16 protein-coding genes and 1 pseudogene are annotated in these 21,549 nt (G+C 66.9%); 7 read left to right on the forward strand and 10 right to left on the reverse strand.

Annotated features, from left to right (window positions below; all coding sequences use genetic code 11):
- Positions 1 to 278 precede the first annotated feature (278 nt).
- Together gltB and H7F51_RS02685 are read left to right on the forward strand one after the other, a co-directional pair.
- Positions 279 to 4,919, forward strand: a complete 4,641-nt coding sequence (gene gltB, locus H7F51_RS02680) for a glutamate synthase large subunit (RefSeq protein WP_185662671.1) — start codon at positions 279 to 281, stop codon at positions 4,917 to 4,919.
- Between the two features lie 15 nt (positions 4,920 to 4,934).
- On the forward strand, positions 4,935 to 6,368 hold the full coding sequence (locus tag H7F51_RS02685) for a glutamate synthase subunit beta (RefSeq protein WP_185662672.1): 1,434 nt from the start codon (positions 4,935 to 4,937) through the stop codon (positions 6,366 to 6,368).
- Between the two features lie 155 nt (positions 6,369 to 6,523).
- On the opposite strand, the gene H7F51_RS02690 is transcribed toward H7F51_RS02685, so the two are convergent.
- Positions 6,524 to 7,309: a phytanoyl-CoA dioxygenase family protein gene (locus tag H7F51_RS02690; protein ID WP_185662673.1), complete on the reverse strand. Its 786-nt coding sequence runs from the start codon at positions 7,307 to 7,309 to the stop codon at positions 6,524 to 6,526.
- Positions 7,310 to 7,547: 238 nt separating this feature from the next.
- Here H7F51_RS02690 and H7F51_RS02695 point away from each other — a divergent pair, with 238 nt between their 5' ends.
- Positions 7,548 to 9,185, forward strand: coding sequence for an NAD(P)/FAD-dependent oxidoreductase (locus H7F51_RS02695; RefSeq protein WP_185662674.1), 1,638 nt, complete (start codon positions 7,548 to 7,550; stop codon positions 9,183 to 9,185).
- Positions 9,182 to 10,360, forward strand: a complete 1,179-nt coding sequence (locus H7F51_RS02700) for a BaiN/RdsA family NAD(P)/FAD-dependent oxidoreductase (RefSeq protein ID WP_185662675.1) — start codon at positions 9,182 to 9,184, stop codon at positions 10,358 to 10,360. Before H7F51_RS02695 ends, H7F51_RS02700 begins: the two co-directional genes overlap by 4 nt.
- A gap of 19 nt (positions 10,361 to 10,379) precedes the next feature.
- Here H7F51_RS02700 and ung read toward each other — a convergent pair whose 3' ends face one another.
- Positions 10,380 to 11,060, reverse strand: coding sequence for a uracil-DNA glycosylase (gene ung / locus H7F51_RS02705; protein WP_185662676.1), 681 nt, complete (start codon positions 11,058 to 11,060; stop codon positions 10,380 to 10,382).
- Positions 11,061 to 11,119: 59 nt separating this feature from the next.
- Here ung and H7F51_RS02710 point away from each other — a divergent pair, with 59 nt between their 5' ends.
- The 3 genes from H7F51_RS02710 to H7F51_RS02720 all read left to right on the forward strand — a co-directional run bounded on the left by H7F51_RS02710 (position 11,120) and on the right by H7F51_RS02720 (position 13,318).
- Positions 11,120 to 11,737: a ribonuclease D gene (locus H7F51_RS02710; RefSeq protein WP_185662677.1), complete on the forward strand. Its 618-nt coding sequence runs from the start codon at positions 11,120 to 11,122 to the stop codon at positions 11,735 to 11,737.
- Positions 11,738 to 11,740: 3 nt separating this feature from the next.
- Complete coding sequence (gene lptC, locus H7F51_RS02715; protein ID WP_185662678.1) at positions 11,741 to 12,382, forward strand: LPS export ABC transporter periplasmic protein LptC; 642 nt, start codon at positions 11,741 to 11,743, stop codon at positions 12,380 to 12,382.
- 255 nt (positions 12,383 to 12,637) lie between these two features.
- A complete protein-coding gene (locus H7F51_RS02720) occupies positions 12,638 to 13,318 on the forward strand; it encodes an FkbM family methyltransferase (protein WP_185662679.1) in 681 nt (226 codons plus the stop codon).
- A gap of 29 nt (positions 13,319 to 13,347) precedes the next feature.
- Here the strand turns inward: H7F51_RS02720 and rfbA are convergent, their stop codons facing one another.
- From rfbA to H7F51_RS02760, 8 genes and pseudogenes are all read right to left on the reverse strand, one after another.
- A complete protein-coding gene (rfbA, locus tag H7F51_RS02725) occupies positions 13,348 to 14,211 on the reverse strand; it encodes a glucose-1-phosphate thymidylyltransferase RfbA (RefSeq protein WP_185662680.1) in 864 nt (287 codons plus the stop codon).
- Positions 14,208 to 15,113, reverse strand: coding sequence for a dTDP-4-dehydrorhamnose reductase (gene rfbD, locus H7F51_RS02730; RefSeq protein WP_185662681.1), 906 nt, complete (start codon positions 15,111 to 15,113; stop codon positions 14,208 to 14,210). The genes rfbA and rfbD overlap by 4 nt, the downstream gene beginning before the upstream one ends.
- Positions 15,110 to 16,168: a dTDP-glucose 4,6-dehydratase gene (gene rfbB, locus H7F51_RS02735; RefSeq protein ID WP_185662682.1), complete on the reverse strand. Its 1,059-nt coding sequence runs from the start codon at positions 16,166 to 16,168 to the stop codon at positions 15,110 to 15,112. Before rfbB ends, rfbD begins: the two co-directional genes overlap by 4 nt.
- A 4-nt stretch (positions 16,169 to 16,172) precedes the next feature.
- Entirely contained in the window at positions 16,173 to 16,736 is a 564-nt protein-coding gene (gene rfbC / locus H7F51_RS02740; protein WP_185662683.1) for a dTDP-4-dehydrorhamnose 3,5-epimerase, read from the reverse strand.
- A gap of 96 nt (positions 16,737 to 16,832) precedes the next feature.
- On the reverse strand, positions 16,833 to 18,653 hold the full coding sequence (locus tag H7F51_RS18850; RefSeq protein ID WP_185662684.1) for an ATP-binding cassette domain-containing protein: 1,821 nt from the start codon (positions 18,651 to 18,653) through the stop codon (positions 16,833 to 16,835).
- Between the two features lie 39 nt (positions 18,654 to 18,692).
- Positions 18,693 to 19,706, reverse strand: a complete 1,014-nt coding sequence (locus H7F51_RS02750; RefSeq protein ID WP_185662685.1) for a glycosyltransferase family 2 protein — start codon at positions 19,704 to 19,706, stop codon at positions 18,693 to 18,695.
- Positions 19,707 to 19,842: 136 nt separating this feature from the next.
- Positions 19,843 to 19,998, reverse strand: a pseudogene (locus H7F51_RS18945) (DapH/DapD/GlmU-related protein); the annotation flags it as partial.
- A 332-nt stretch (positions 19,999 to 20,330) separates the two neighbouring features.
- Positions 20,331 to 21,548 carry a glycosyltransferase gene (locus H7F51_RS02760; protein WP_343061195.1) on the reverse strand — a complete coding sequence of 406 codons (1,218 nt, stop codon included), beginning with the start codon at positions 21,546 to 21,548 and terminating at the stop codon, positions 20,331 to 20,333.
- Position 21,549: the final 1 nt, after the last annotated feature.

Here is a 21,549-nt window from a genome sequence, read left to right on the forward strand (position 1 = left end):
CACGGGAGACCGATTCGCCCGTCTCTGCGCCCGGGGCCCCAGCCCGCCGCTCGCACGGCCCGGCTCGCCGGGCCGCATTGCTATGCGCTGGCGGTTTTTGGCCTCACTGGCCCACTACGCACTAGGTTCGCGGTTGCAAAAAGACTATCCTGTCGTCATGGGCGCAGAGTGCGACACTCGCTGCTGAAACGCGGCGGGGTGAGTCGCGCTCCAATGCTGCCAACAAGAGCCGGCCTCCACGGGGGTTGTCCGGCGAAATGCACAGGATGGGTATATCGATGGGATTTCCTGAGCCCCAGGGCCTTTATGATCCGCGTAATGAACATGACGCGTGCGGCGTCGGCTTTGTCGCCCATATCAAGGGTGCGAAGAGCCATGCGATCATCACCCAGGCGCTGGAAATCCTCAAAAACATCGATCATCGCGGCGCCGTCGGCGCCGACCCGCTGCTGGGTGACGGCGCGGGCATCCTGATCCAGCTGCCTGACCAGCTTTTCCGCGGCTGGGCCGCGGGCGCGGGCGTCACCCTGCCGCAGCCGGGCGACTATGCCGTCGCCATGTGCTTCCTGCCGCAGGACGATGCCAGCCGCGAGCTGATCGTGCAGACCTTCGAGAAGTTCATCGCCAAGGAAGGGCAGAAGCTGCTCGGCTGGCGCGACGTTCCGGTCACGCTCGACGGGCTCGGCAAGACCGTGCTCGAATCGATGCCGGTGATCCGCCAGTGCTTCGTCGGCCGGGGCGAGAACTGCGCTGACCAGGATGCTTTCGAGCGCAAGCTCCTCGCCGTGCGCAAGCAGGTCCAGAACCCGCTCGCCGAAATGGCGGCCAAGCATGGCCTGCCGGGGCTCACCGAGCTCTACATGCCGAGCTTCTCGACCCGCACCATCGTCTACAAGGGCCTGCTGCTGGCAACGCAGGTCGGCTCGTTCTACGACGATCTGCGCGATCCGGAATGCGTCTCGGCGCTCGGCCTCGTCCACCAGCGCTTCTCGACCAACACCTTCCCGAGCTGGAAGCTGGCCCACCCGTTCCGCTTCATCGCCCACAACGGCGAGATCAACACGGTTCGCGGCAACGTGAACTGGATGAACGCGCGCCGCCGCTCGATGGAATCGGAGCTTCTCGGCCCCGATCTCGACAAGATGTGGCCGCTGATCCCGCACGGCCAGTCGGACACCGCCTGCCTCGACAATGCGCTCGAGCTGCTGCTGGCCGGCGGTTACAGCCTCGTCCACGCGATGATGATGCTGATCCCGGAAGCCTGGGCCGGCAATCCGCTGATGGACCCCAAGCGCCGCGCCTTCTACGAATACCACGCGGCGCTGATGGAGCCGTGGGACGGCCCGGCCGCCGTGGCCTTCACCGACGGCCGCCAGATCGGCGCCACGCTGGACCGCAACGGCCTGCGCCCGGCGCGCTTCCTCGTGACCGACGACGACATCGTCGTGATGGCATCGGAAAGCGGCGTCCTGCCGATCAAGGAAGACAACATCGTCCGCAAGTGGCGGCTCCAGCCGGGCCGCATGCTGCTGATCGACTTCGCCGAGGGGCGGATCATCGAGGACGAGGAAATCAAGGCCCAGCTCGCCGGGTCCGAGCCCTATGAGGAATGGCTGGAATCTGCCCAGTACAACCTCAAGGACCTCGACGTGATCGAGCCGGAACTGGCGCAGCTGCCGGTGGAAACCACCAGCCTGCTCGATCGCCAGCAGGCCTTCGGGTACACTCAGGAAGACGTCTCGAAGTTCCTCGAGCCGATGGCGGTGAAGGCCGACGATCCGATCGGGTCGATGGGCACCGACACCCCGATCGCGGTGCTGTCGAGCCGGTCGCGCCTGCTCTACGACTATTTCAAGCAGAACTTCGCCCAGGTCACCAACCCGCCGATCGACCCGATCCGGGAGGAACTGGTGATGAGTCTGGTCTCGATGATCGGCCCGCGCCCCAACCTGCTCGGCCGCGATGCCGGCAGCCACAAGCGGCTCGAGGTCGACCAGCCGATCCTGACCAACAAGGACATTGCCAAGATCCGCTCGGTCGAGGCCGCGCTTGACGGCGCGTTCCGCACCCAGACGATCGACATGACCTGGGACGCCACCACCGGGGCCGAGGGCCTCGAGCAGGCGATCAAGGAAATGTGCTGGGTGGCGACTGACGCCGTGCTGGCCGACAAGAACATCCTGATCCTGTCGGACCGCGCCCAGAACGCCGAGCGGGTACCGATGCCGGCCCTGCTGGCGACCGCGGCGGTGCACCAGCACCTCGTCCGCCAGGGCCTGCGCATGCAGACCGGCCTGGTGGTCGAAACCGGCGAAGCCCGCGAAGTGCACCACTTCTGCGTGCTGGCCGGCTACGGCGCCGAGGCGATCAACCCCTATGTCGCCTTCGAGACGCTGGAGGAAATCCGCGTCCGCAAGGAGCTGCCGCTGAGCGAGTATGAAGTTCAGAAGAACTACATCAAGGCGATCGGCAAGGGCATCCTCAAGGTCATGTCCAAGATGGGCATCTCGACCTACCAGTCGTACTGCGGCGCCCAGATCTTCGACGCGGTCGGCCTCGGCAGCGATTTCGTCGCCAAGTACTTCACCAACACGGCGACCACGATCGAGGGCGTCGGCCTGCAGCAGGTGGCCGAGGAAGCCGTGCGCCGCCACGCCGCGGCCTATGGCGACAACCCGATCTACCGCCAGATGCTCGACGTTGGCGGGATGTACGGCCTGCGCCTGCGCGGCGAGGAACATGCCTGGACCGCGCAGAACATCGCCGCGCTCCAGCACGCCGTGCGCGGCAACATTCCTGACAAGTACAAGGAATTCGCCGAGACGATCAACGACCAGTCCGAGCGGATGCTGACCATCCGCGGGCTGATGGAGCTGAAGAAGGCTGCCAAGCCGATCGACATCTCCGAAGTCGAACCGGCGAGCGAGATCGTCAAGCGCTTCGCCACCGGCGCGATGAGCTATGGCTCGATCTCGTGGGAGGCTCACACCACCCTGGCGCTCGCCATGAACCGGATCGGCGGCAAGTCGAACACCGGCGAAGGCGGCGAGGACCCAGCGCGGTTCAAGCCGCTGCCCAACGGCGACACCATGCGCTCGGCGATCAAGCAGGTCGCCTCGGGCCGCTTCGGCGTCACGGCGGAATACCTCGTCAACGCCGACGACATCCAGATCAAGATGGCCCAGGGCGCCAAGCCCGGCGAGGGTGGCCAGCTGCCGGGCGACAAGGTCGACAAGACCATCGGCAAGACCCGTCACTCGACCCCGGGCGTCGGCCTGATCTCGCCGCCGCCGCACCACGACATCTACTCGATCGAAGACCTTGCCCAGCTGATTCACGATCTCAAGAACGTGAACACCGGGGCGCGGATCTCGGTCAAGCTGGTGTCGGAAGTGGGCGTGGGTACGGTCGCTGCTGGCGTCTCCAAGGCGCGCGCCGACCATGTCACGATCTCCGGCTACGAAGGCGGGACCGGCGCTTCGCCGCTGACCTCGCTGACGCATGCCGGCTCTCCGTGGGAAATCGGCCTGGCCGAAACCCAGCAGACCCTGCTGCTCAACAACCTGCGCAGCCGCATCTGCGTTCAGGCCGATGGCGGCCTGCGCACCGGCCGTGACGTTGCCGTCGCCGCCCTGCTCGGCGCCGACGAGTTCGGCTTTGCCACCGCGCCGCTGATCGCGGCCGGCTGCATCATGATGCGCAAGTGCCATCTCAACACCTGCCCGGTCGGCGTCGCAACGCAAGACCCGGTCCTGCGCGCCCGCTTCACCGGCCAGCCGGAACACGTGATCAACTACTTCTTCTTCGTTGCCGAAGAGCTGCGGGCGATCATGGCCGAGATGGGCTTTGCCACCGTGGCCGAGATGGTCGGCCGGGTCGACCGGCTCGACACCCGCAAGGCGGTCAACCACTGGAAGGCCGACGGCATCGACCTGTCGAAGCTGCTCCACCAGGTCGAGCCGGTCGCCGGCACCGGCCTCAACTGGACCGGCACCCAGGACCACGGCCTCGGCGGGGCGCTCGACAACGACCTGATCGCCGCCGCGGCCGATGCTCTGGAAAGCAAGTCTCCGGTGCGGATCGAGCGCAAGGTGATCAACGTCAACCGCACCGTGGGCGCCATGCTCTCGGGCGAGGTCGCCAAGCGCTACGGCCATGCCGGCCTGCCGGACAACACCATCGCCATCACCCTCACGGGCGTGGCGGGCCAGTCGTTCGGCGCCTTCCTCGCCCACGGCGTGACCCTCGACCTGACCGGCGATGCCAACGACTATGTCGGCAAGGGTCTGTCGGGCGGGCGGGTGATCGTGCGCCAGCCGACCCATGTCGAGCGTGAGCCGACCGAGAACATCATCGTCGGCAACACCGTGCTTTACGGCGCGATCGCGGGCGAGGCGTTCTTCAACGGCGTCGCCGGCGAGCGCTTCGCCGTGCGCAACTCGGGCGCCGTCGCGGTGGTCGAGGGCACGGGCGATCATGGCTGCGAATACATGACCGGCGGCACGGTGATGGTGCTGGGCCGGACCGGGCGCAACTTCGCGGCCGGCATGTCGGGCGGCGTCGCCTATGTCTACGACATCGACGGTAACTTCGCCCAGCTGTGCAACCTGGCCCAGGTCGACCTGCTCCCGATTTCGCCCGAGCGCGACGAGGAAGACGGTGCGGGCCGTCCGCAGCAGCGCACCAACGGCGCTTCGGACCCGGGCATGGGCGACATGCTCCGCCACGACGCCGACCGCATCCGCGTGCTGCTCGAACGGCACCACCTCTACACCGGCAGCAAGCGCGCCCGCGCCCTGCTGGACGACTTCGACAATGCCGTGAAGAAGTTCATCAAGGTGATGCCGAGCGACTACGCGCGCGCTCTGAAGCAACTCGAGGCCGAGCGGAACGACGCCGCCTCGGTGGCCGCTGAATAAGAGGAATTCGGAACGATGGGTAAGGAAACCGGCTTCCTCGAGCTCGACCGCAAGGACCGCACCTATGCGGACCCCAAGGAGCGTCTGAAGCACTACAAGGAATTCGTGATTCCGCACGCGGAGGGGGACCTCAAGGCCCAGGCCTCGCGCTGCATGAATTGCGGCATTCCCTATTGTCACAACGGCTGTCCGGTGAACAACATCATCCCGGACTGGAACCACCTCGTCTATGAGGGGGACTGGAAGAACGCGCTCGAGGTTCTGCACTCGACCAACAACTTCCCGGAGTTCACCGGCCGCATCTGCCCCGCCCCCTGCGAGGCGAGCTGCACCCTGAACATCACCGACCAGCCGGTGACCATCAAGTCGATCGAATGCGCGATCGTCGACAAGGGCTGGCAGGAAGGCTGGATCGCCCCGCAGGTTCCGGCCACCCGCACCGGCAAGACGGTGGCCGTGGTCGGCTCGGGCCCGGCCGGCCTGGCCGCCGCCCAGCAGCTTGCCCGCGCCGGCCACTCGGTGACCGTGTTCGAGAAGGCTGACCGGATCGGCGGCCTGCTGCGCTACGGCATCCCCGACTTCAAGATGGAGAAGCACCTCATCAATCGCCGCGGCGTGCAGATGGAGGCCGAAGGCGTCCAGTTCCGCACCTCGGTCGAAGTGGGCGTCAACATCTCGATCGATTCGCTGAAGGAAAACTTCGACGCGATCGTGCTGGCCGGCGGCGCGGAAGATCCGCGCAAGCTGGAAATCCCCGGCGCCGAGCTGCCTTCGGTCCGTCCGGCGATGGAATTCCTCACCCAGCAGAACAAGCGCAACGCGGGCGACGATGAACTGCGCGCCGCGCCGCGCGGTTCGCTCACCGCCACCGGCAAGCACGTCATCGTCATCGGCGGCGGCGACACCGGGTCGGACTGCGTTGGCACGTCCAACCGCCAGGGCGCGCTCTCGGTCACCCAGCTGGAAATCATGCCCCAGCCGCCCGAGAAGGAAGACAAGGCGCTGACCTGGCCGAACTGGCCCCTCAAGCTGCGCACCTCGTCGAGCCACGAGGAAGGCGTCGTGCGCGAGTTCGCGATCCTGACCAAGCGCGTCGTCGGCGACAACGACGTGTCCGGCCTCGAATGCGTCCGCGTCGAGTGGGAAGGCGGCAAGATGAAGGAAGTGCCGGGCAGCGAGTTCACGCTTCCCGCCGACCTGATCCTGCTCGCCATGGGCTTCGTCGGCCCGAAGAAGCAGGGCCTGCTCGACCAGGCCGGCGTGGCGCTCGACGCGCGCGGCAACGTGGCGGCCAACGTGGTCGACTATGTCACCAGCGATGCGCAGATCTTCGCCTGCGGCGACATGCGCCGCGGCCAGTCGCTCGTCGTCTGGGCGATCCGGGAGGGCCGCCAGGCTGCTCGCGCGGTCGACCTCGCGCTGATGGGCAAGACCGAACTGCCGCGCTGAAGCGTCAAACAGGCGAACACACAGGAAGGGGCGGGCTGCAAGGTCCGCCCTTTTCCGTTGTCGCAGGGCACTTCAATCGTGTCGCGGGGAACGGATGGACCGGCCTTCGATTGGCAGGCTGGCCGCCCCGGGGCGATTGAATGTTGCCGCGCGGCCTATTTGGCAGCGCGTCCGCGGTGGCGGGAAGCAATCAACGAGCTGGTTTGACGCAGGGCCTCGTCCAGAACCGGCAAGCGGGCGGCCAGGATTTCCTTGGCGGCGCGCCAACGGCCATAATACTTGTTCGCAAACAGCGTGATGGGGCCATCGAGATCCGCAAGAGCATCATCTGGCGCAAGAAATCGCTCCGGCACAAACGAAAACGCAGCCATGGGGCGTCCTGCGGCTGACCGGTTGGGCGTGCCCCGGTGCCACAGGTTTGAAAGGCGGATCAGCACGTCGCCCGGCGACGTGGCGGGCGCCACGACCTTGTTTCGCCAACCGTCGCGCGCAAAGCGCCAATAGGACAGGTCCTGCAGATGACTGCCGGCAACCAATTCGGTGGCGCCGTTGGTCTGGTCGGTTGGCACCAGGCAAAGGTTGGCGATCAGGATCGGGCGATTGAACGAACCGTCAATATGAAAGTCCTGGGCGCAACTGCCGGGAAGGTTGAAGTTGCCCACGGCATGCATCAGCCTGACCGGTTCACCAGCGATCCGAGCGACAAAGCTATCCAACAGGGCGGCGCGGAATGCGTCGAGCAACGCACGGCCGTCCTGGCCCATGCGGATATTGAGATGGCCGGACAGTCTGCCGGCTCCGGCGAAGCGCCAGCCTGCGTCGTGCAGCCGCTCGTATTCCATTGCGACCATTTGGCCGAACGCCATACAGGCCTCCGGATCTACGGCCCGGCGCAGGAGGACAAAGCCATCCTTCGCGAAGCTCTCGGCATCAAGGTTCAAAACGCAAATTCCTGACGGACCATAAGGGGGCACTACGCGAGCCTGCGGAAAAAATTGCGCAGTGCCAAGCCCCAAAACGGGCCTGCCCGGCGGTGTCAACGCGCCGCACACTATCATCCGCGACAAGCCAGCACAGTGCCCGCTCGATCAGGTCTATCGCCAGACGATATTGGCCAGCCCACCAACCTGTGCACGCCACGGCTTTCATCAAGTGGCTATCCGCGCTAGCGCCCAAACGATGCTGCGCGTTTCCGACCTTGCCCTTCCGCTCGACCATTCGGCTGACGATCTCGAAGCCGCGATCTGCGCGCGGCTCGGGATCGAACCTCGCGAACTGGTCCGCTTCACCGTGGTCCGGCGAGGCAACGACGCGCGGCGCAAAGCCGCGATCAAGCTGGTCTATGTCCTCGACCTCGTCCTGGCCGACGAAGCGGCCGTGCTCGCCCGCCATGCCGCGGACAGCCATGTGCGCCCAACGCCCGACACGACCTACCGCCCCCCGGTGCGCGCGCCCGAGGGCTGGACCGGGGCCGAAGACGGCAGCCGCCCGGTGGTGATCGGCGCCGGCCCCTGCGGGGTGATGGCCGCGCTAATCCTCGCCGAGATGGGCCTGAAGCCGATCATCGTCGAGCGCGGCAAGGCGGTGCGCGAGCGGACCAAGGATACCTGGGGCCTGTGGCGCCGTTCCGAGCTCAACCCCGAATCCAACGTCCAGTTCGGCGAGGGCGGGGCCGGGACCTTCTCCGACGGCAAGCTCTACAGCCGGATCAAGGACCCGCGCCACCTCAGCCGCAAGGTGCTGACCGAATTCGTAAAGGCCGGGGCGCCCGAGGACATCCTGACCGAGGCTCATCCGCATATCGGCACCTTCCGCCTCGTCACCATGGTCATGTCGATCCGCGAGACGATCGAAGAGCTGGGCGGCGAATACCGCTTCCAGACCCGGGTGGAAGATTTCGCGGTGGAAGCCGCGCCGGACGGCACCCGCCAGCTGGCCGGACTGCACTTGTCAGACGGCTCGTTCCTCCCTGCCCGCCACGTGATTCTCGCGGTCGGCCACTCGGCGCGCGACACGTTCCATGCGCTGCACGATGCGGGCATCCACGTCGAGGCCAAGCCCTTCGCCATCGGGGTGCGGATCGAGCATCCGCAAAGCTGGATCGACACCGCCCGCTTCGGCGCATGCGCGGGCAACGAAATTCTCGGCGCGGCGGCCTATGCCCTGTCGCACCAGTGCCAGAACGGGCGCACGGTCTATTCGTTCTGCATGTGTCCGGGCGGACGGGTCGTCGCAGCGACCAGCGAGGAAGGCCGGGTCGTCACCAACGGCATGAGCCAATATTCCCGCGCCGAATTCAACGCCAATTCGGGGCTGGTGGTCGACATTTCGCCCGAGCGCGATTTTCCCGGCGGCCCGCTGGCGGGAATCGCCTTCCAGCGGCACTGGGAAAGCCTCGCCTTCAAGGCTGGCGGCAGCAATTACATGGCGCCCGGCCAAAAGGTCTCCGACCTGCTCGCCGGAAAGCCCTCGTCCGGCGAATTCGGTGCGGTCGTGCCGAGTTACAAGCCGGGGGTCAAGCTCACCGACCTCTCGCTCTGCCTGCCCGATTTCGTGATCGAGAGCCTGCGCGAGGCGATCCCCGTGTTCGGGCGTCAGATCAAGAACTACGATCATCCCGACGTGGTCATGACCGGGGTCGAGGCGCGCACATCCTCGCCGATCCGCATCCGGCGCGGCGCCGATTTCCAGAGCGTCAACACCGCCGGACTTTACCCGGCCGGGGAAGGCGCGGGCTATGCCGGGGGCATCCTCTCGGCCGCGGTCGACGGGATCAAGGTGGCCGAAGCTCTCGCCGCCGAATTGCTCAAGGCATGAACAACGAACCTTACGATGCAATCGTGCTCGGCGCGGGCGCGGCGGGGCTGTTCTGTGCCGCCTTGGCCGGGCAGCGCGGGCGGCGGGTCCTGCTGATCGACCATGCCCCCGAAGTGGGCCGCAAGATCCTGATCTCGGGCGGCGGGCGCTGCAATTTCACCAATATCCACACCGCGCCCGAGCGCTATCTCTCGGCCAACCCGCATTTCGCCAAGTCGGCCCTCTCGCGATACACCCCGCGCGATTTCCTCGCGCTGGTCGAGCGATACGACATAGCCTGGCACGAAAAGACCCTCGGCCAGCTATTCTGCGACGGTTCGGCCCGGCAGGTCGTCGCCATGCTGCTGGAGGAGTGCGAGCAGGGCGGCGTCACCATCGCCCTCGGCCATCCGGCGAGCGCGATCGACCATGCCGACGGGCGCTTCACCGTTCAGGCCGGCCCGGTCCGCGCCCATGCCCCGGCGCTGGTCATGGCCACGGGCGGACCGTCGATCCCCAAGCTCGGCGCCACGGGCTTTGCCTATGACCTTGCCCGCCGCTTCGGCCTCAAGGTTGTCGAGCCGCGCCCGGCCCTCGTCCCCCTCACCCTCGCGGGCGAGGACCTGCTGTTCCGCGAACTGTCCGGCGTCAGCGCCGAAGTCGTCGCCCATTGCCACAAAGCCGCCTTTCGCGAGGCCGCCCTGTTCACCCATCGCGGCCTGTCCGGCCCGGCGATCCTCCAGATCTCTTCCTACTGGAAGCGCGGCGACACGGTCGCGATCGACTTCCTGCCCGATCATGCTGCCGGCTGGCTGCTCGAGCGCAAGCGCACCCATCCGCGCGCCACGTTGCGCCGCGTCCTCGGCGATGCCCTGCCCGAGCGCCTCGCCTCGGTCCTTGCCGACCGGATCGGCCTTGCCGGTGAACTCGGCGCCTCGACTGACAAGGCCCTGCATGCCGCGAGCGAGCGACTCGCCCGCTGGCCCTTCGTCCCCAACGGCTCGGAAGGCTTCGCCAAGGCCGAAGTCACCAGCGGCGGCATCTCCACCGCCGAGCTTTCCAGCAAGACGATGGAGGCCAAGAAAGTCCCCGGACTCTACGCCATCGGCGAGGCGGTCGACGTTACCGGCTGGCTCGGCGGCTACAATTTCCAGTGGGCCTGGGCCAGCGCCCACGCCGCCGCGCAGGCGATATGAGCGCCGCCGCGCAGGCCCTCTAGACGCTCCAGTCGATCCCGCCCCGCCCCTGTGCTTCCAGAAAGGCATTGGCCTTGCTGAAGTGGCGACAGCCGAGAAAGCCGGAATGGGCCGAGAGCGGGCTGGGATGCGGCGCGGCGAGGACAAGGTGGTGACTGCCCATCAGCCCCGGCACCCGCTCGGCCTTCTTGCGGGCATGGCTGCCCCACAGCAGGAACACGCAGGGCTCCGCCTTCGCTGCCACGGCTGCCACGGCGGCATCGGTGATCGCGTCCCAGCCAAGCCCGGCATGGGAACCGGCGCGGCCGTCTTCCACGGTCAGCGAATTGTTGAGCAGCAGCACGCCCTGCCGCGCCCAGCTCTCTAGATTCCCGTGGGCCCCGCGCGGCAGGCCGAGGTCGGCCTCGATCTCCTTGTAGATATTCACAAGGCTCGGCGGCACTTTCACGCCCTTGGGCACCGAAAACGACAGGCCGTGCGCCTGCCCCGGCCCGTGGTAGGGGTCCTGCCCGAGGATCACCACTTTTACCCGGTCAAGCGGGGTCAGTTCCAATGCGGCCAGCCGAAGCCCGCGCGGCGGATAGATCTGCTTGCCCGCCGCCTCCTCTGCCTTGAGGAAGCCGCCGAGCTTGCGCGCGGCGGGAGTTGCCATGGCCGGATCCAGCGCCGGGCGCCAACTGTCGGGAACTTCACTCACCATGGCGATTGCCTAGCCGCCCCGCCCTTGCCGCACAACGGCGGAGCGTCTAGGCACCGGGGATGGCAGTCTATCTTCATGAGGAAGACCTCCCCGCCGGCGTGCTCGCCCCGGGCCCGGTCGCGGTCGACACGGAAACCATGGGCCTGATCACCCCGCGCGACCGGTTGTGCGTGGTACAGATTTCCGACGGCAAGGGCGACGAGCATCTCGTGCGCTTCAACGCCGGTTCGGCCTATGACGCGCCCAATCTCAAGGCTGTGCTGGCCGATCCCGCGCGGCTCAAGCTCTATCATTTCGCCCGGTTCGACCTTGCGGCGATCGAGCATTACCTCGGCGTGGTCGCCGCGCCGGTGTTCTGCACCAAGATCGCCAGCAAGCTGGTGCGCACCTATACCGATCGCCACGGCCTCAAGGACCTCGTGCGCGAGCTGCTCGGCAAGGAGATCTCCAAGCAGCAGCAGTCGAGTGACTGGGGCGCGCCGAACCTGACCGACGCCCAGCAGGAATATGCCGCCTCCGACGTGCGTCACCTTCACGCCATGCACGCGATCCTGGTCGAGCGGCTGGCGCGCGAGCATCGCACGGACATGGCCCAGGCCTGCTTCGATTTCCTCCCCTATCGCGCCCGGCTCGACCTTGCCGGCTGGGCCGAGAAGGACATTTTCAGCCACGAATAGGCCATGACCGAGCAGGCTGACCTGATCCGCGACCGTCGCCGCCAGTTCGCCCTGCCAGGCGGCTCGCACGACCGCGTGGTCAGCTTCCTGGCCAAGGCCCTGCCTGCCGGGATCGGCGCGATCATGGCGGTGATGATCATCGCCCCGATCTTCCCGCGCGGCGAGGTCAGCTTCCTGCTCGACCGCACCAAGGTTGCCATCACCAACGACCGCCTGCGGGTGGACCAGGCGATGTACCGCGGCGAGGATGCGCGCGGGCGCCCCTTCTCGGTCACGGCCGGAAGCGCCGTTCAGCAATCTGCCAAGGTCGACCAGGTCAGGATGGACGATCTGGCCGCCCGCATCCTGCTCACCGATGGCCCGGCCGAGATAAAGGCGCCGGACGGCACCTACGATGTCGGCAAGAACATGCTCGACCTGCGCGGTCCGGTCGATTTCCGCGCGGCGGACGGCTACCGCCTGACCACCAACGACGTGCTCATCGACCTCAAGGGCCAGAAGGTCACCGGCTCGGGCGGCGTCGCCGGAACCGTGCCCAGCGGCACGTTCCGGGCCGGGTCGATCAAGGCCGATCTCGAGGAGCGCACCGTCGCCCTCGAAGGCCGGGCGCACCTCACCATGCAGGGCGGCAAGGGCTTGCGCTGATCGCCAGCGCCAAGGCGCCTGGTCAGAAAATGAAATCCCATGATTTTACGGCCTTTTCCCCGAAACCACCGGGGCGTCTGCGCGTTGCTAGCCCCGACATGACCAGAATGTAGGTGACAACACCTACCCACCGCCGACAGAATGGAGGACGCTTCTGCCCACTTCTCATTGCGTGGGGCTCATTCGAAGCCTTGATATCAACTCCGAACCGGGCGAGGTCCGCAAATGAAAGCAAGCGAATGGTTGAATCGACAGTTGAGGCGCATTTCGGGCCGCATTCCCGCCTTCGAAAAGGCCCGGCTATCGAACAGGACCTATTCGCAAGAGGGTGAAGACCGGGTTCTGGCCCGCCTGTTCGACACGCAGGAGACGGGCTTCTACGTCGACGTCGGCGCGTTCCATCCCTTTCTCTATTCCAACACGCAGATCTTCTACGAGACGGGCTGGCGGGGGCTCAACATCGACGCCACGCCAGGGTCGATGACCCTGTTTCGGCGGTTCCGCCCCCACGATACCAATGTGGAAATCGGCATCGGAGCATCCCCCGCAACGATCAAGTTCTTCATCTTCAACGTCGGCGCCTTGAACACGTTCGACGAAGCGCTTGCCAAGGCCCGGGCCGTTGAGCCGTTCCGGATCGAGAAGGTGGTTGAAGTGCCGGTCCTGCCGCTGTCCGACGTCCTGGCCCGCCACCTGCCGGCCGGGACCGCGATCGACTTCCTGACCGTGGACGTAGAAGGGCGCGACCTCGAAGTGCTCAGGTCCAACGACTGGGAGCGCTTTCGGCCCAGGTACGTCTTGGCGGAACTGTTCGGCAGCAAGGTGGAAGACGGGCGGGACGACGAACTGACGGTCTATCTCCGCGAACTCGGATATGTCCCGGTGGCCAAGACCGTCAACACCTGGTTCTTCGAGGATAGTGCCCAGGCGGTCTAGGGTCCGAACTCAATCCAGCGCCGCGGCCGTCAGGGCATCAGGCTCCTGAGATAGCCAGCATAAGCGCTCTTGCCGTGGCGGTCGATCGCGCGGGCGAGGCCGGCATCGTCGATGAAGCCCTTGCGCCAGGCGATTTCCTCGGGGCAGGCGATCTTCATGCCCTGCCGGCGTTCGAGGGTGGCGACGAATTCGGCCGCCTCGAGCAAGCTGTCGGGTGTGCCGGTATCGAGCCAGGCATAGCCGCGCCCCATGACCTCGACATTGAGCTGGCCGCGCTCGAGGTAAATCCGGTTGACGTCGGTGATCTCCAATTCGCCCCGCGGCGAGGGCTGGAGGTTGGCCGCGATGTCGACCACTTGCGCATCGTAGAAATAGAGCCCGGTGACTGCCCAGTGCGAGCGCGGCACCGCCGGCTTTTCCTCGATCGAGAGGGCGCGCATGTCCGCGTCGAACTCGACCACGCCGTACCGTTCGGGATCGGCCACATGATAGGCAAAGACACTGGCCCCGGAAGGCCGGGCCGCAGCGCTGGCAAGAATGTCGGACAGGCCGTGGCCGAAGAAGATATTGTCTCCCAGCACCAGGCATGACGGGCCGCCGGCGACGAAATCGGCGCCGATCGTATAGGCCTGGGCGAGCCCCTTGGGCTCGGGCTGAACCGCGAAGGAAATGTCCATGCCCCACTGCGACCCGTCACCCAGCAGGTAGGCGAACTGCGCCGCGTCGTGCGGAGTGGTGATGACCAGCACCTCGCGGATCCCCGCCAGCATCAGCGTGGTCAGCGGGTAATAGATCATCGGCTTGTCATAGACCGGCATCAGCTGCTTGGAGGCAGCCATGGTCATCGGATAGAGCCGCGTGCCACTGCCGCCGGCCAGGATGATGCCCTTCATCGTGCTTCCTCTTGCTGCCTTTCCAGCCGCGCCACCACCCCGGCCAGCGACAGGCGCCAGTCGGGCAGGCGAACGCCGTGGGCCGCGGCCAGTTTCGCGCAGTCGAGCCGCGAATTGACCGGGCGGGCAGCGGGGGTGGGATAGTCGCTCGTGGCGATCGGATGGACCTGCGCGCTCGGCCCGCCAAGGCCCGCGCTGGCCGCGAAGATCGCTTCGGCGAAACCGGCCCAGCTGGTCTCGCCGCTGCCGGTCATGTGAAACAGGCCCCGCAGGGATTCGTCGGTGGGGCGGTCGGCAAGGTTCTGCGCCACCTGCATTACCCCGTCCGCGATATCGAGCGCCGAAGTCGGGTTGCCGACCTGGTCGGCCACCACGCCGAGCGTGTCGCGGCTGGCGGCCAGGCGCAGCATGGTCTTGACGAAATTGGCGCCGAACGGGCTGTAAACCCAGGCCGTGCGCAGCACCGCGCTGTTGGGCTGGGCGGCAAGCACGGCTTGCTCGCCGGCCAGCTTGGAGGCACCATAGACCCCCTTGGGCCCCGTCGGATCGTCCTCGCGCCAAGCGCGGGTGCCCTCGCCGGAGAAAACATAGTCGGTCGAAAGATGGACCAGCGGCACGCCGAGCGCGGCGGCGGCCTGCGCCACGTGACCGGCGCCCGCGGCATTGACCGCGAAGGCCAGGTCCGGCTCGCTCTCCGCCTTGTCGACCGCGGTATAGGCCGCCGCCGAGACGATCGCCTCGGGCCGGACGGCTGCCAGTGCGGCGCGGATCGCCGCGCCGTCGCCGCCGGCCAGGTCCAGCGCCGGCCGGCCGACCGGCAGGATCACGTGGCCGGCGGCGGGGCCGCGTTCGACCAGGCTCTGCACGACCTGTCCGGCCAGGCCCGTGACCGCGATCCTCACGCCGTTTTCGCCTCGACCAGCCCCAGCCGTTCGCCGTCGTAACGATCGCGCAAGGGGCGCCACCACCACGCGTTGTCGAGATACCAGCGCACGGTCTTCTCGATCCCGCTGTCGAAATCCTCCTGCGCCCGCCAGCCCAGCTCGGTCTCGAGGCGGGTTGCGTCGATCGCATAGCGCGCGTCGTGGCCGGGCCGGTCGGTGACGAATTCGATCAACCCCTCGCGCGGGGCTGCGACGGGCACGAGCTGGTCAAGCACGGCGCAGATCCGGCGCACCACGTCGATGTTGCGGCGCTCGTTGCGCCCGCCGACATTGTAGGTCTCGCCCGGCCGCCCCTCGGCCACGATCAGGTCGAGCGCGCGGGCATGGTCCTCGACATAGAGCCAGTCACGCACGTTCTCGCCCTTGCCGTAAACCGGCAGCGGCTTGCCCGACAGCGCGTTGAGAATGGTGAGCGGGATGAGCTTTTCGGGAAAGTGGAACGGCCCATAATTGTTCGAGCAGTTGGAGACCACCACCGGCAGGCCATAGGTCCGCTGCCAGGCCTTGGCGAGATGGTCGCTGCTCGCCTTCGAAGCCGAATAGGGCGAGGAGGGATCATAGGGCGTGGTTTCCGCGAACAGCCCGTCCTCGCCCAGCGAGCCATAGACCTCGTCGGTCGAGACGTGGAGGAAGCGGAAGGCCTCTTTCGCGGCGGTATCGAGCCCGTTCCAGTAGCCGCGCGCGGCTTCGAGCAGGGTGAAGGTGCCGATCACGTTGGTCTGGACGAAATCGGCCGCCCCGGTGATCGAACGGTCGACATGGCTCTCGGCGGCGAGGTGCATCACCCGGTCCGGGCGGAACTCGGCGATGGCCCGGTCCATCGCCGCGCGGTCGCAGATGTTGGCGTGGAGGAAGGAATATGTGTTGCGGCCTTCCACGGCGCTGAGCGAGGCCAGGTTGCCGGCATAGGTCAGGGCATCGACGTTGAGCACCTCGTAGCCCTTGTCGAGCACAAGGTGGCGGACGAGGGCCGAACCGATGAAGCCGGCCCCGCCGGTAACGATCACGCGCATCGCGTCAGTCCTCCAGGGCAAACCAGGCGGGCAGGTCGGCCAGCGCGGGCTGCACCCGGTCCTTGGCCGACAGGGTCTCGGGCTCGGCGATATCTGGCCAGACAACGGCGATGTCCGGATCGTTCCACGCCACGCCCTTGTCATGCTCGGGCGAATAGACCGCGGTGACCTTGTAGCTGACCACGGTATTGGGCACGAGGGTGCAGAAGCCGTGGGCAAAGCCGGGCGGCACCCACAACTGGTTGCCCAGCGCCGCGCTCAGTTCGACCGCGACCCACTTGCCATAGGTTGGCGAGCCGGTCCGCAGGTCGACCGCGACGTCGAAGATCGCGCCGGCGGTGCAGCGCACCAGCTTGCCCTGCTCGAAGGGTGCGGTCTGAAAGTGAAGCCCGCGCAGTGTGCCGGGCCGCGCGCTCAGCGACTCGTTTTCCTGTACGAAGTCGAAGGTCCCAGCCGCCTCGCAAAACTGGGCGAGGCGGAAGGTCTCGGCGAAGTAGCCCCGCTCATCCCCCAGGCGCCTTGGACGGATCTCGATCACACCGGGGAGGTCTAGGCTGACGAATTGCATACCGCATCTTTATGGTTGGCGGCCACGATCGCGCAGGGCCCGCGCCGCGGGAGACAATTGGCAGACTGCCTGCCCATTTGCAACCGGGCGGGCGGCTCAGTGCTGGTTGCTGACCAGGCCGCGAAAACGCTCCTGCGTGGCGATCAGGGAATCGTAATCGCCCGAGAACAGGATCCGACCGTGCTCCATGTAGTGGATCACGTCGTAGTCCCGAACCGTGCCGATCCGGTGCGCGACGGTAATGACGGTCATGTCCGCGCTGTCGCGGCGCAGGGCCTCGGTCACCTTGCGCTCCGTCACCGGGTCGAGCGCGCTGGTCGCCTCGTCGAGAATCAGCACGTTCGGCTCGAAATAGAGCGCGCGGGCAAGGGCGAGACGCTGGCGCTGGCCGCCGCTGAGCCGCACGCCCCGCTCGCCCACCACGGTGTCGAAGCCCTCGGCCTGTCCGGTCTCGACGAAGTCGCGCGCTTGGGCGATCTCGGCCGCGCGTAGCACCCGGGCGCGGTCGACCTCGTCTGCCTCGCAGCCGAAGGCCACGTTTTCCGCGATCGAGGAATCGAGCAGGAACAGTTCCTGCGGCACATAGCCCATGGCCTGGCGCCACAAGTGCATGTTGTCATAAGTCAGCGGCACGTCGTCGATCAGGATGCGCCCGCTGGTCGGCGTGAGCAGGCCGATCAGCAGATCGATCAGGGTCGACTTGCCCGAGCCGGTCGAGCCGACGAAAGCCACCCGCTGGCCCTTGGCGATGGTCAGGTCCAGATGCCGGATCGCCGGCTCGTCCGCGCCGTCATAACGGAACACCACGTTTTCGAAGCGGATGTGCCGCGACCAGCCGAGCCGATCGGCATGGCCAGGGACGAGGACGTCGGCCGGCCGTGCCGGATCGGCCGAGAACGCGGGCTGTTCCGCGATCAGTGCCATCACTTCGGCCAGCGCCTGCTGGGCGGAATTGATCATGGCGGCCTGGGCGAACATGATCTGCAGCGACGGCATCATCCGGTAAGCGACAATCGCAATGAACCCGATCCGCGGCATCAGCGCGGTGAGGTTTTCGCCGGACATGATGGCCGAGAGCACCCAGACGATCATCCCGCCGAAAACCAGCACCTCGAACCCGCTGCGCGGCATGGCGGCATAGAGCGGCACCCGGGCCATTGCGCGGGTGAGCTGTTCCGAGGCCTGGCTCACCCGGTTGACGAAATAGTCCTTCCGGTCCGAGGCGATGACCTGCTTGACCCCGCCCAGGGTCTGGAACAATTCAAAATGGAGCCGGCGGAACCCCAGCATGATGGTGTTGGAATTGGCCAGGGCCCGCTTGCGGATCGGCTTCATGACAAACAGGTTGAACAGCAGGACGACCACCGCGCCGACGACGATCACGCTCGGCTCGACGAACAGCACGCTGACCGCCATGAGCAGGACCACCAAGGTGCGAGAAGCCAGGTCCAGGGCCGGCAGGGCAATCTCGGAAGCCACCCGGCCGGCGTCGTCCATGAGGTGCTTGAGCAGGACCGAACTGTTGACGCCGAGAAAGTAGCTGTACCGCCGGGCCAGGATTTGGGCGGTCAGGCTGGTGCGCAGGTCCTGGGCGATCGTAAAGGCATACCGGTTGCGATGATGCTCGGCGAAAAGCGAGAGCAGGTTGCCGAAGACCAGAAGCGCCAGCGACGCGGAACCGGCGATCAGCATCAGGCGGTTGTCGCTGCCCTCTCCCACCAGGCCCACGAACGACCGGCCCACGAACGAGCGGCGGAACGCGGCGACGTCGGCCACGGCGCTCAGGAACGGCATCAGCGAGAACACGGCAACGGTCTGGACGACGGCCTGGAGGAAGGTCACCGCCAGGACGGCCACCAGCCGCTTCAGCCCGCTGGGTCGCACGATGCGATAGAGGTCGTTCAGAACGGAAAGCACAAAATTCTCCAGATTGACCGGTCCGGCCAAGACAGGCGCCTAGCCCTGCGCCGTTGGGTCCAGGGTCGGCTCATATCCGATCGCCCGGATCAGATTTTCCTGTACGGCGCTGAGCCGCCCCGGTCGATAGGGGCGCGGCAGGCTCGAGCCGATCGTCCGCCGGCCAAGCCCCGCGCGCAGCCGCTTGTGGAGCGCTTTCAGCTGGAACGCGATCTCCTGCGGGAACGGCGTAGCAGCGGCCTGATCGGTCGATCCGAACGCGCGATCATATTGCCGCCGCGCATCCCACACGCTCCACTGCCACTGGGCCCGGTCCGCAGCCGAAACGCCCGATGGAGCCTGCGCGATCGCCTCGGCGACGATGGTGCAATATTTCAACCAGTCCGCGGCCCGCCGCTGCGCGGCCATGCCGCCGCGGCTGATCTGGGCGCCATCGTGCAAGCGATAGAGCACCAGGGCTTCCGGCACATGGACCGGGCGGGCGCCGGACAGCAGGATGCGGCAGAGCAATTCGGAATCCTCGCTCGGCATGAGATCGGTGCGATAGGGACCGACCTTGTCCAGCAGGCTCCGCCGGAACATGCAGCACTGGAACACGATCACCCAGCCGTGCAGGAACCACGACAGCGCCGAGCGGTCGTCCGGCAGCGCCCGCTGCTGCAAGGCGAGTTCGGGATAGCGGGCCAGCCCCCCTTCCAGCCGTGCCTGCAGCCAGGGGCCATAGGCGAAGTCCGCACCGGTTCGCTCCAGTGCCGCAGCCTGCACTTCGAGCTTGTTGCGCGAACACAGGTCGTCGCTGTCGAAGAACTGGATGAACTCGCCCGTCGCCTCAGCGAGGCCGCGATTGCGGGCCTTGGCCGGCCCGGCGTTTTCCTGGCGGATCAGGCGGACCCGGTCACCGAACCGGCCGATCACCTCGACCGAGGCATCGGTCGAACCGTCGTCGACCACGATGACCTCATCCGGCGCACGGCTTTGCCCGAGCAGGTTTTCGAGCGTTTCGCCGATCAGGCTTGCCCGGTTGTAGTTCGGAATGACGACGGAGATGGTCATTATGGATTGCTTGCCTGTCTCGGGAATGGGGCGGCGGGGGCCGGAAGCGGATGTCCGCCGTGCGGGTCCTCGGGAGGGAGCCTCTGGCTCAGACCAGCCAAGGACGATAGTTCAGGTCATAGGTCAGCTCCCGGCTGCGCTCGCCCACCACCTGCGCCGGATTGCCCGCCACGATGGCATAGGGTGGCACGTCGCGCGTGACGACCGCCCCGGCCCCGACCACGGCGCCTTCGCCGATCGTCACGCCGGGCATGATCAGGGCGCGATAGGCGATCCACGCCCGGTCGCCGATCACCACTTCGCCGCCCTTGACGTCGAAGCCGGGAGACTGGGGATCGTGGCCCAGCGTCAGGATAGTCGCCTCCGGCCCGATCGAGACGTTCGCCCCGGTCCGCACCGCGTGGACCCGGCCATCGAACAGGCAGCCGAAATTGATCACGTTGTTGGACCCGAGGAACACCCGCCGGCCATTGAGGAACCGGCAGCCGGTCTGCACCGCTGCGCCCGGGCCGAGCGCGCCGAGCCAGGCCTTCAGCGCCAGGGCGCGGATCCGGCGCGAGGGCAGGCGGCCGATCAGGTGGTTATAGAGAAAGGCCGCGACGGCGCCGAGGATCAGGTTGCGGTTCATGCCCGCCCCCACAGCTTGGCAACGAAAGCTTCGCCCGAATGGGCCGCCTGGGCCGCGCTTCTCCGCTCCATCGCACTTTCTTGGACCGCATCGTAGCGCTCGATCATGGCCATGATCCCCTCGGCCAAGGCAGCAATGTCACCGTCGGCCGTGCCGATGCCGGCGCCGACCTCCTCGATCAGGTCGGCGGTCCAGGTGTCGGTGGTGTAGAGCACCGGGATACCGGCCGTCGCCGCCTCGACCGCGACGCCGGAAATGCGCGCGAAATAGGCATCGCGGCGATAGGGCAACAACATGCAGTCGGTCGCCGCGATGGCCGCGTCATAGGCCGCGCTGTCCATCGGCTCGGTCACGAATTCGACGTGGGGATCAGCCAGCAGGGCCGGGTCGGGAAGATAGGGCTGGCCCTGGGCATCGACGATCGGCTGGTTCCACTGGATGACGAAGCGGACGGGGCGGGGCAGGCCGCGAGCCAGGCACAGCTTGATCGCCTCCTGCAGCAGGTCGATGCCCTTTTCGAACCGGGCCGGCCCGAGGCAGCTGAACACCAGCGGCTCGCCGGGAGCCTTGGGCGGCCGCGGCTGGTTGGGGAAGGGGGCGATCCGCGGGCTGGGATAGACTTCGGGCACCAGCCCGCAGAGCAGCCCGTATTCGCGCGCCAGTTTCGAGCTGTCGGTGGCCAGCGCCACCCGCCCGGCCCCGATCGCCCCGGCAAAGCTCTTGAGCGCGCTGCGCAGCATGGCCGCCGAGCGCTTGAACACCGGCATGGTGCTGCCCGGCTCGTAAGTGCCGGCATTGTTGCGGAACAGCAGGACCATCCGCCCGATCCCGGCCTGCCGCCGCGCGAACAGCAGACGCCAGCCCCAGGCATGATGGACGATCACCGTGGGCGCGAAAAGGCAGTCGAACGGCCCGTGCTGGTCGACGATCCGGCGCATGGTCCGGTAAACCAGCCAGTTGTGCCGCAGCACCCCGAGATAGCGCCGCCACGCCTTGGGATGGGCATAGACCCCGTCCCAGTTGCTGCGCGGGAAGGCCGGGATGGCGGCGATCTCCCGCGCGATCGCCGGGTCGATCCGGGCGTGGGCGACCGTGATGACCTCGGCGCCCTCGCGCCGGTTCAGCTCGACCACGCCCTTGATATATTCGTACCAGTGGCCGACCGGGTCCTTGAGAGCCTCCTCGACGACCAGCAGCCGCTTGCCGGCCAGCATG

Origin of the sequence: Novosphingobium flavum, from assembly GCF_014230315.1 — a bacterium.
Classification (GTDB): domain Bacteria; phylum Pseudomonadota; class Alphaproteobacteria; order Sphingomonadales; family Sphingomonadaceae; genus Novosphingobium; species Novosphingobium flavum.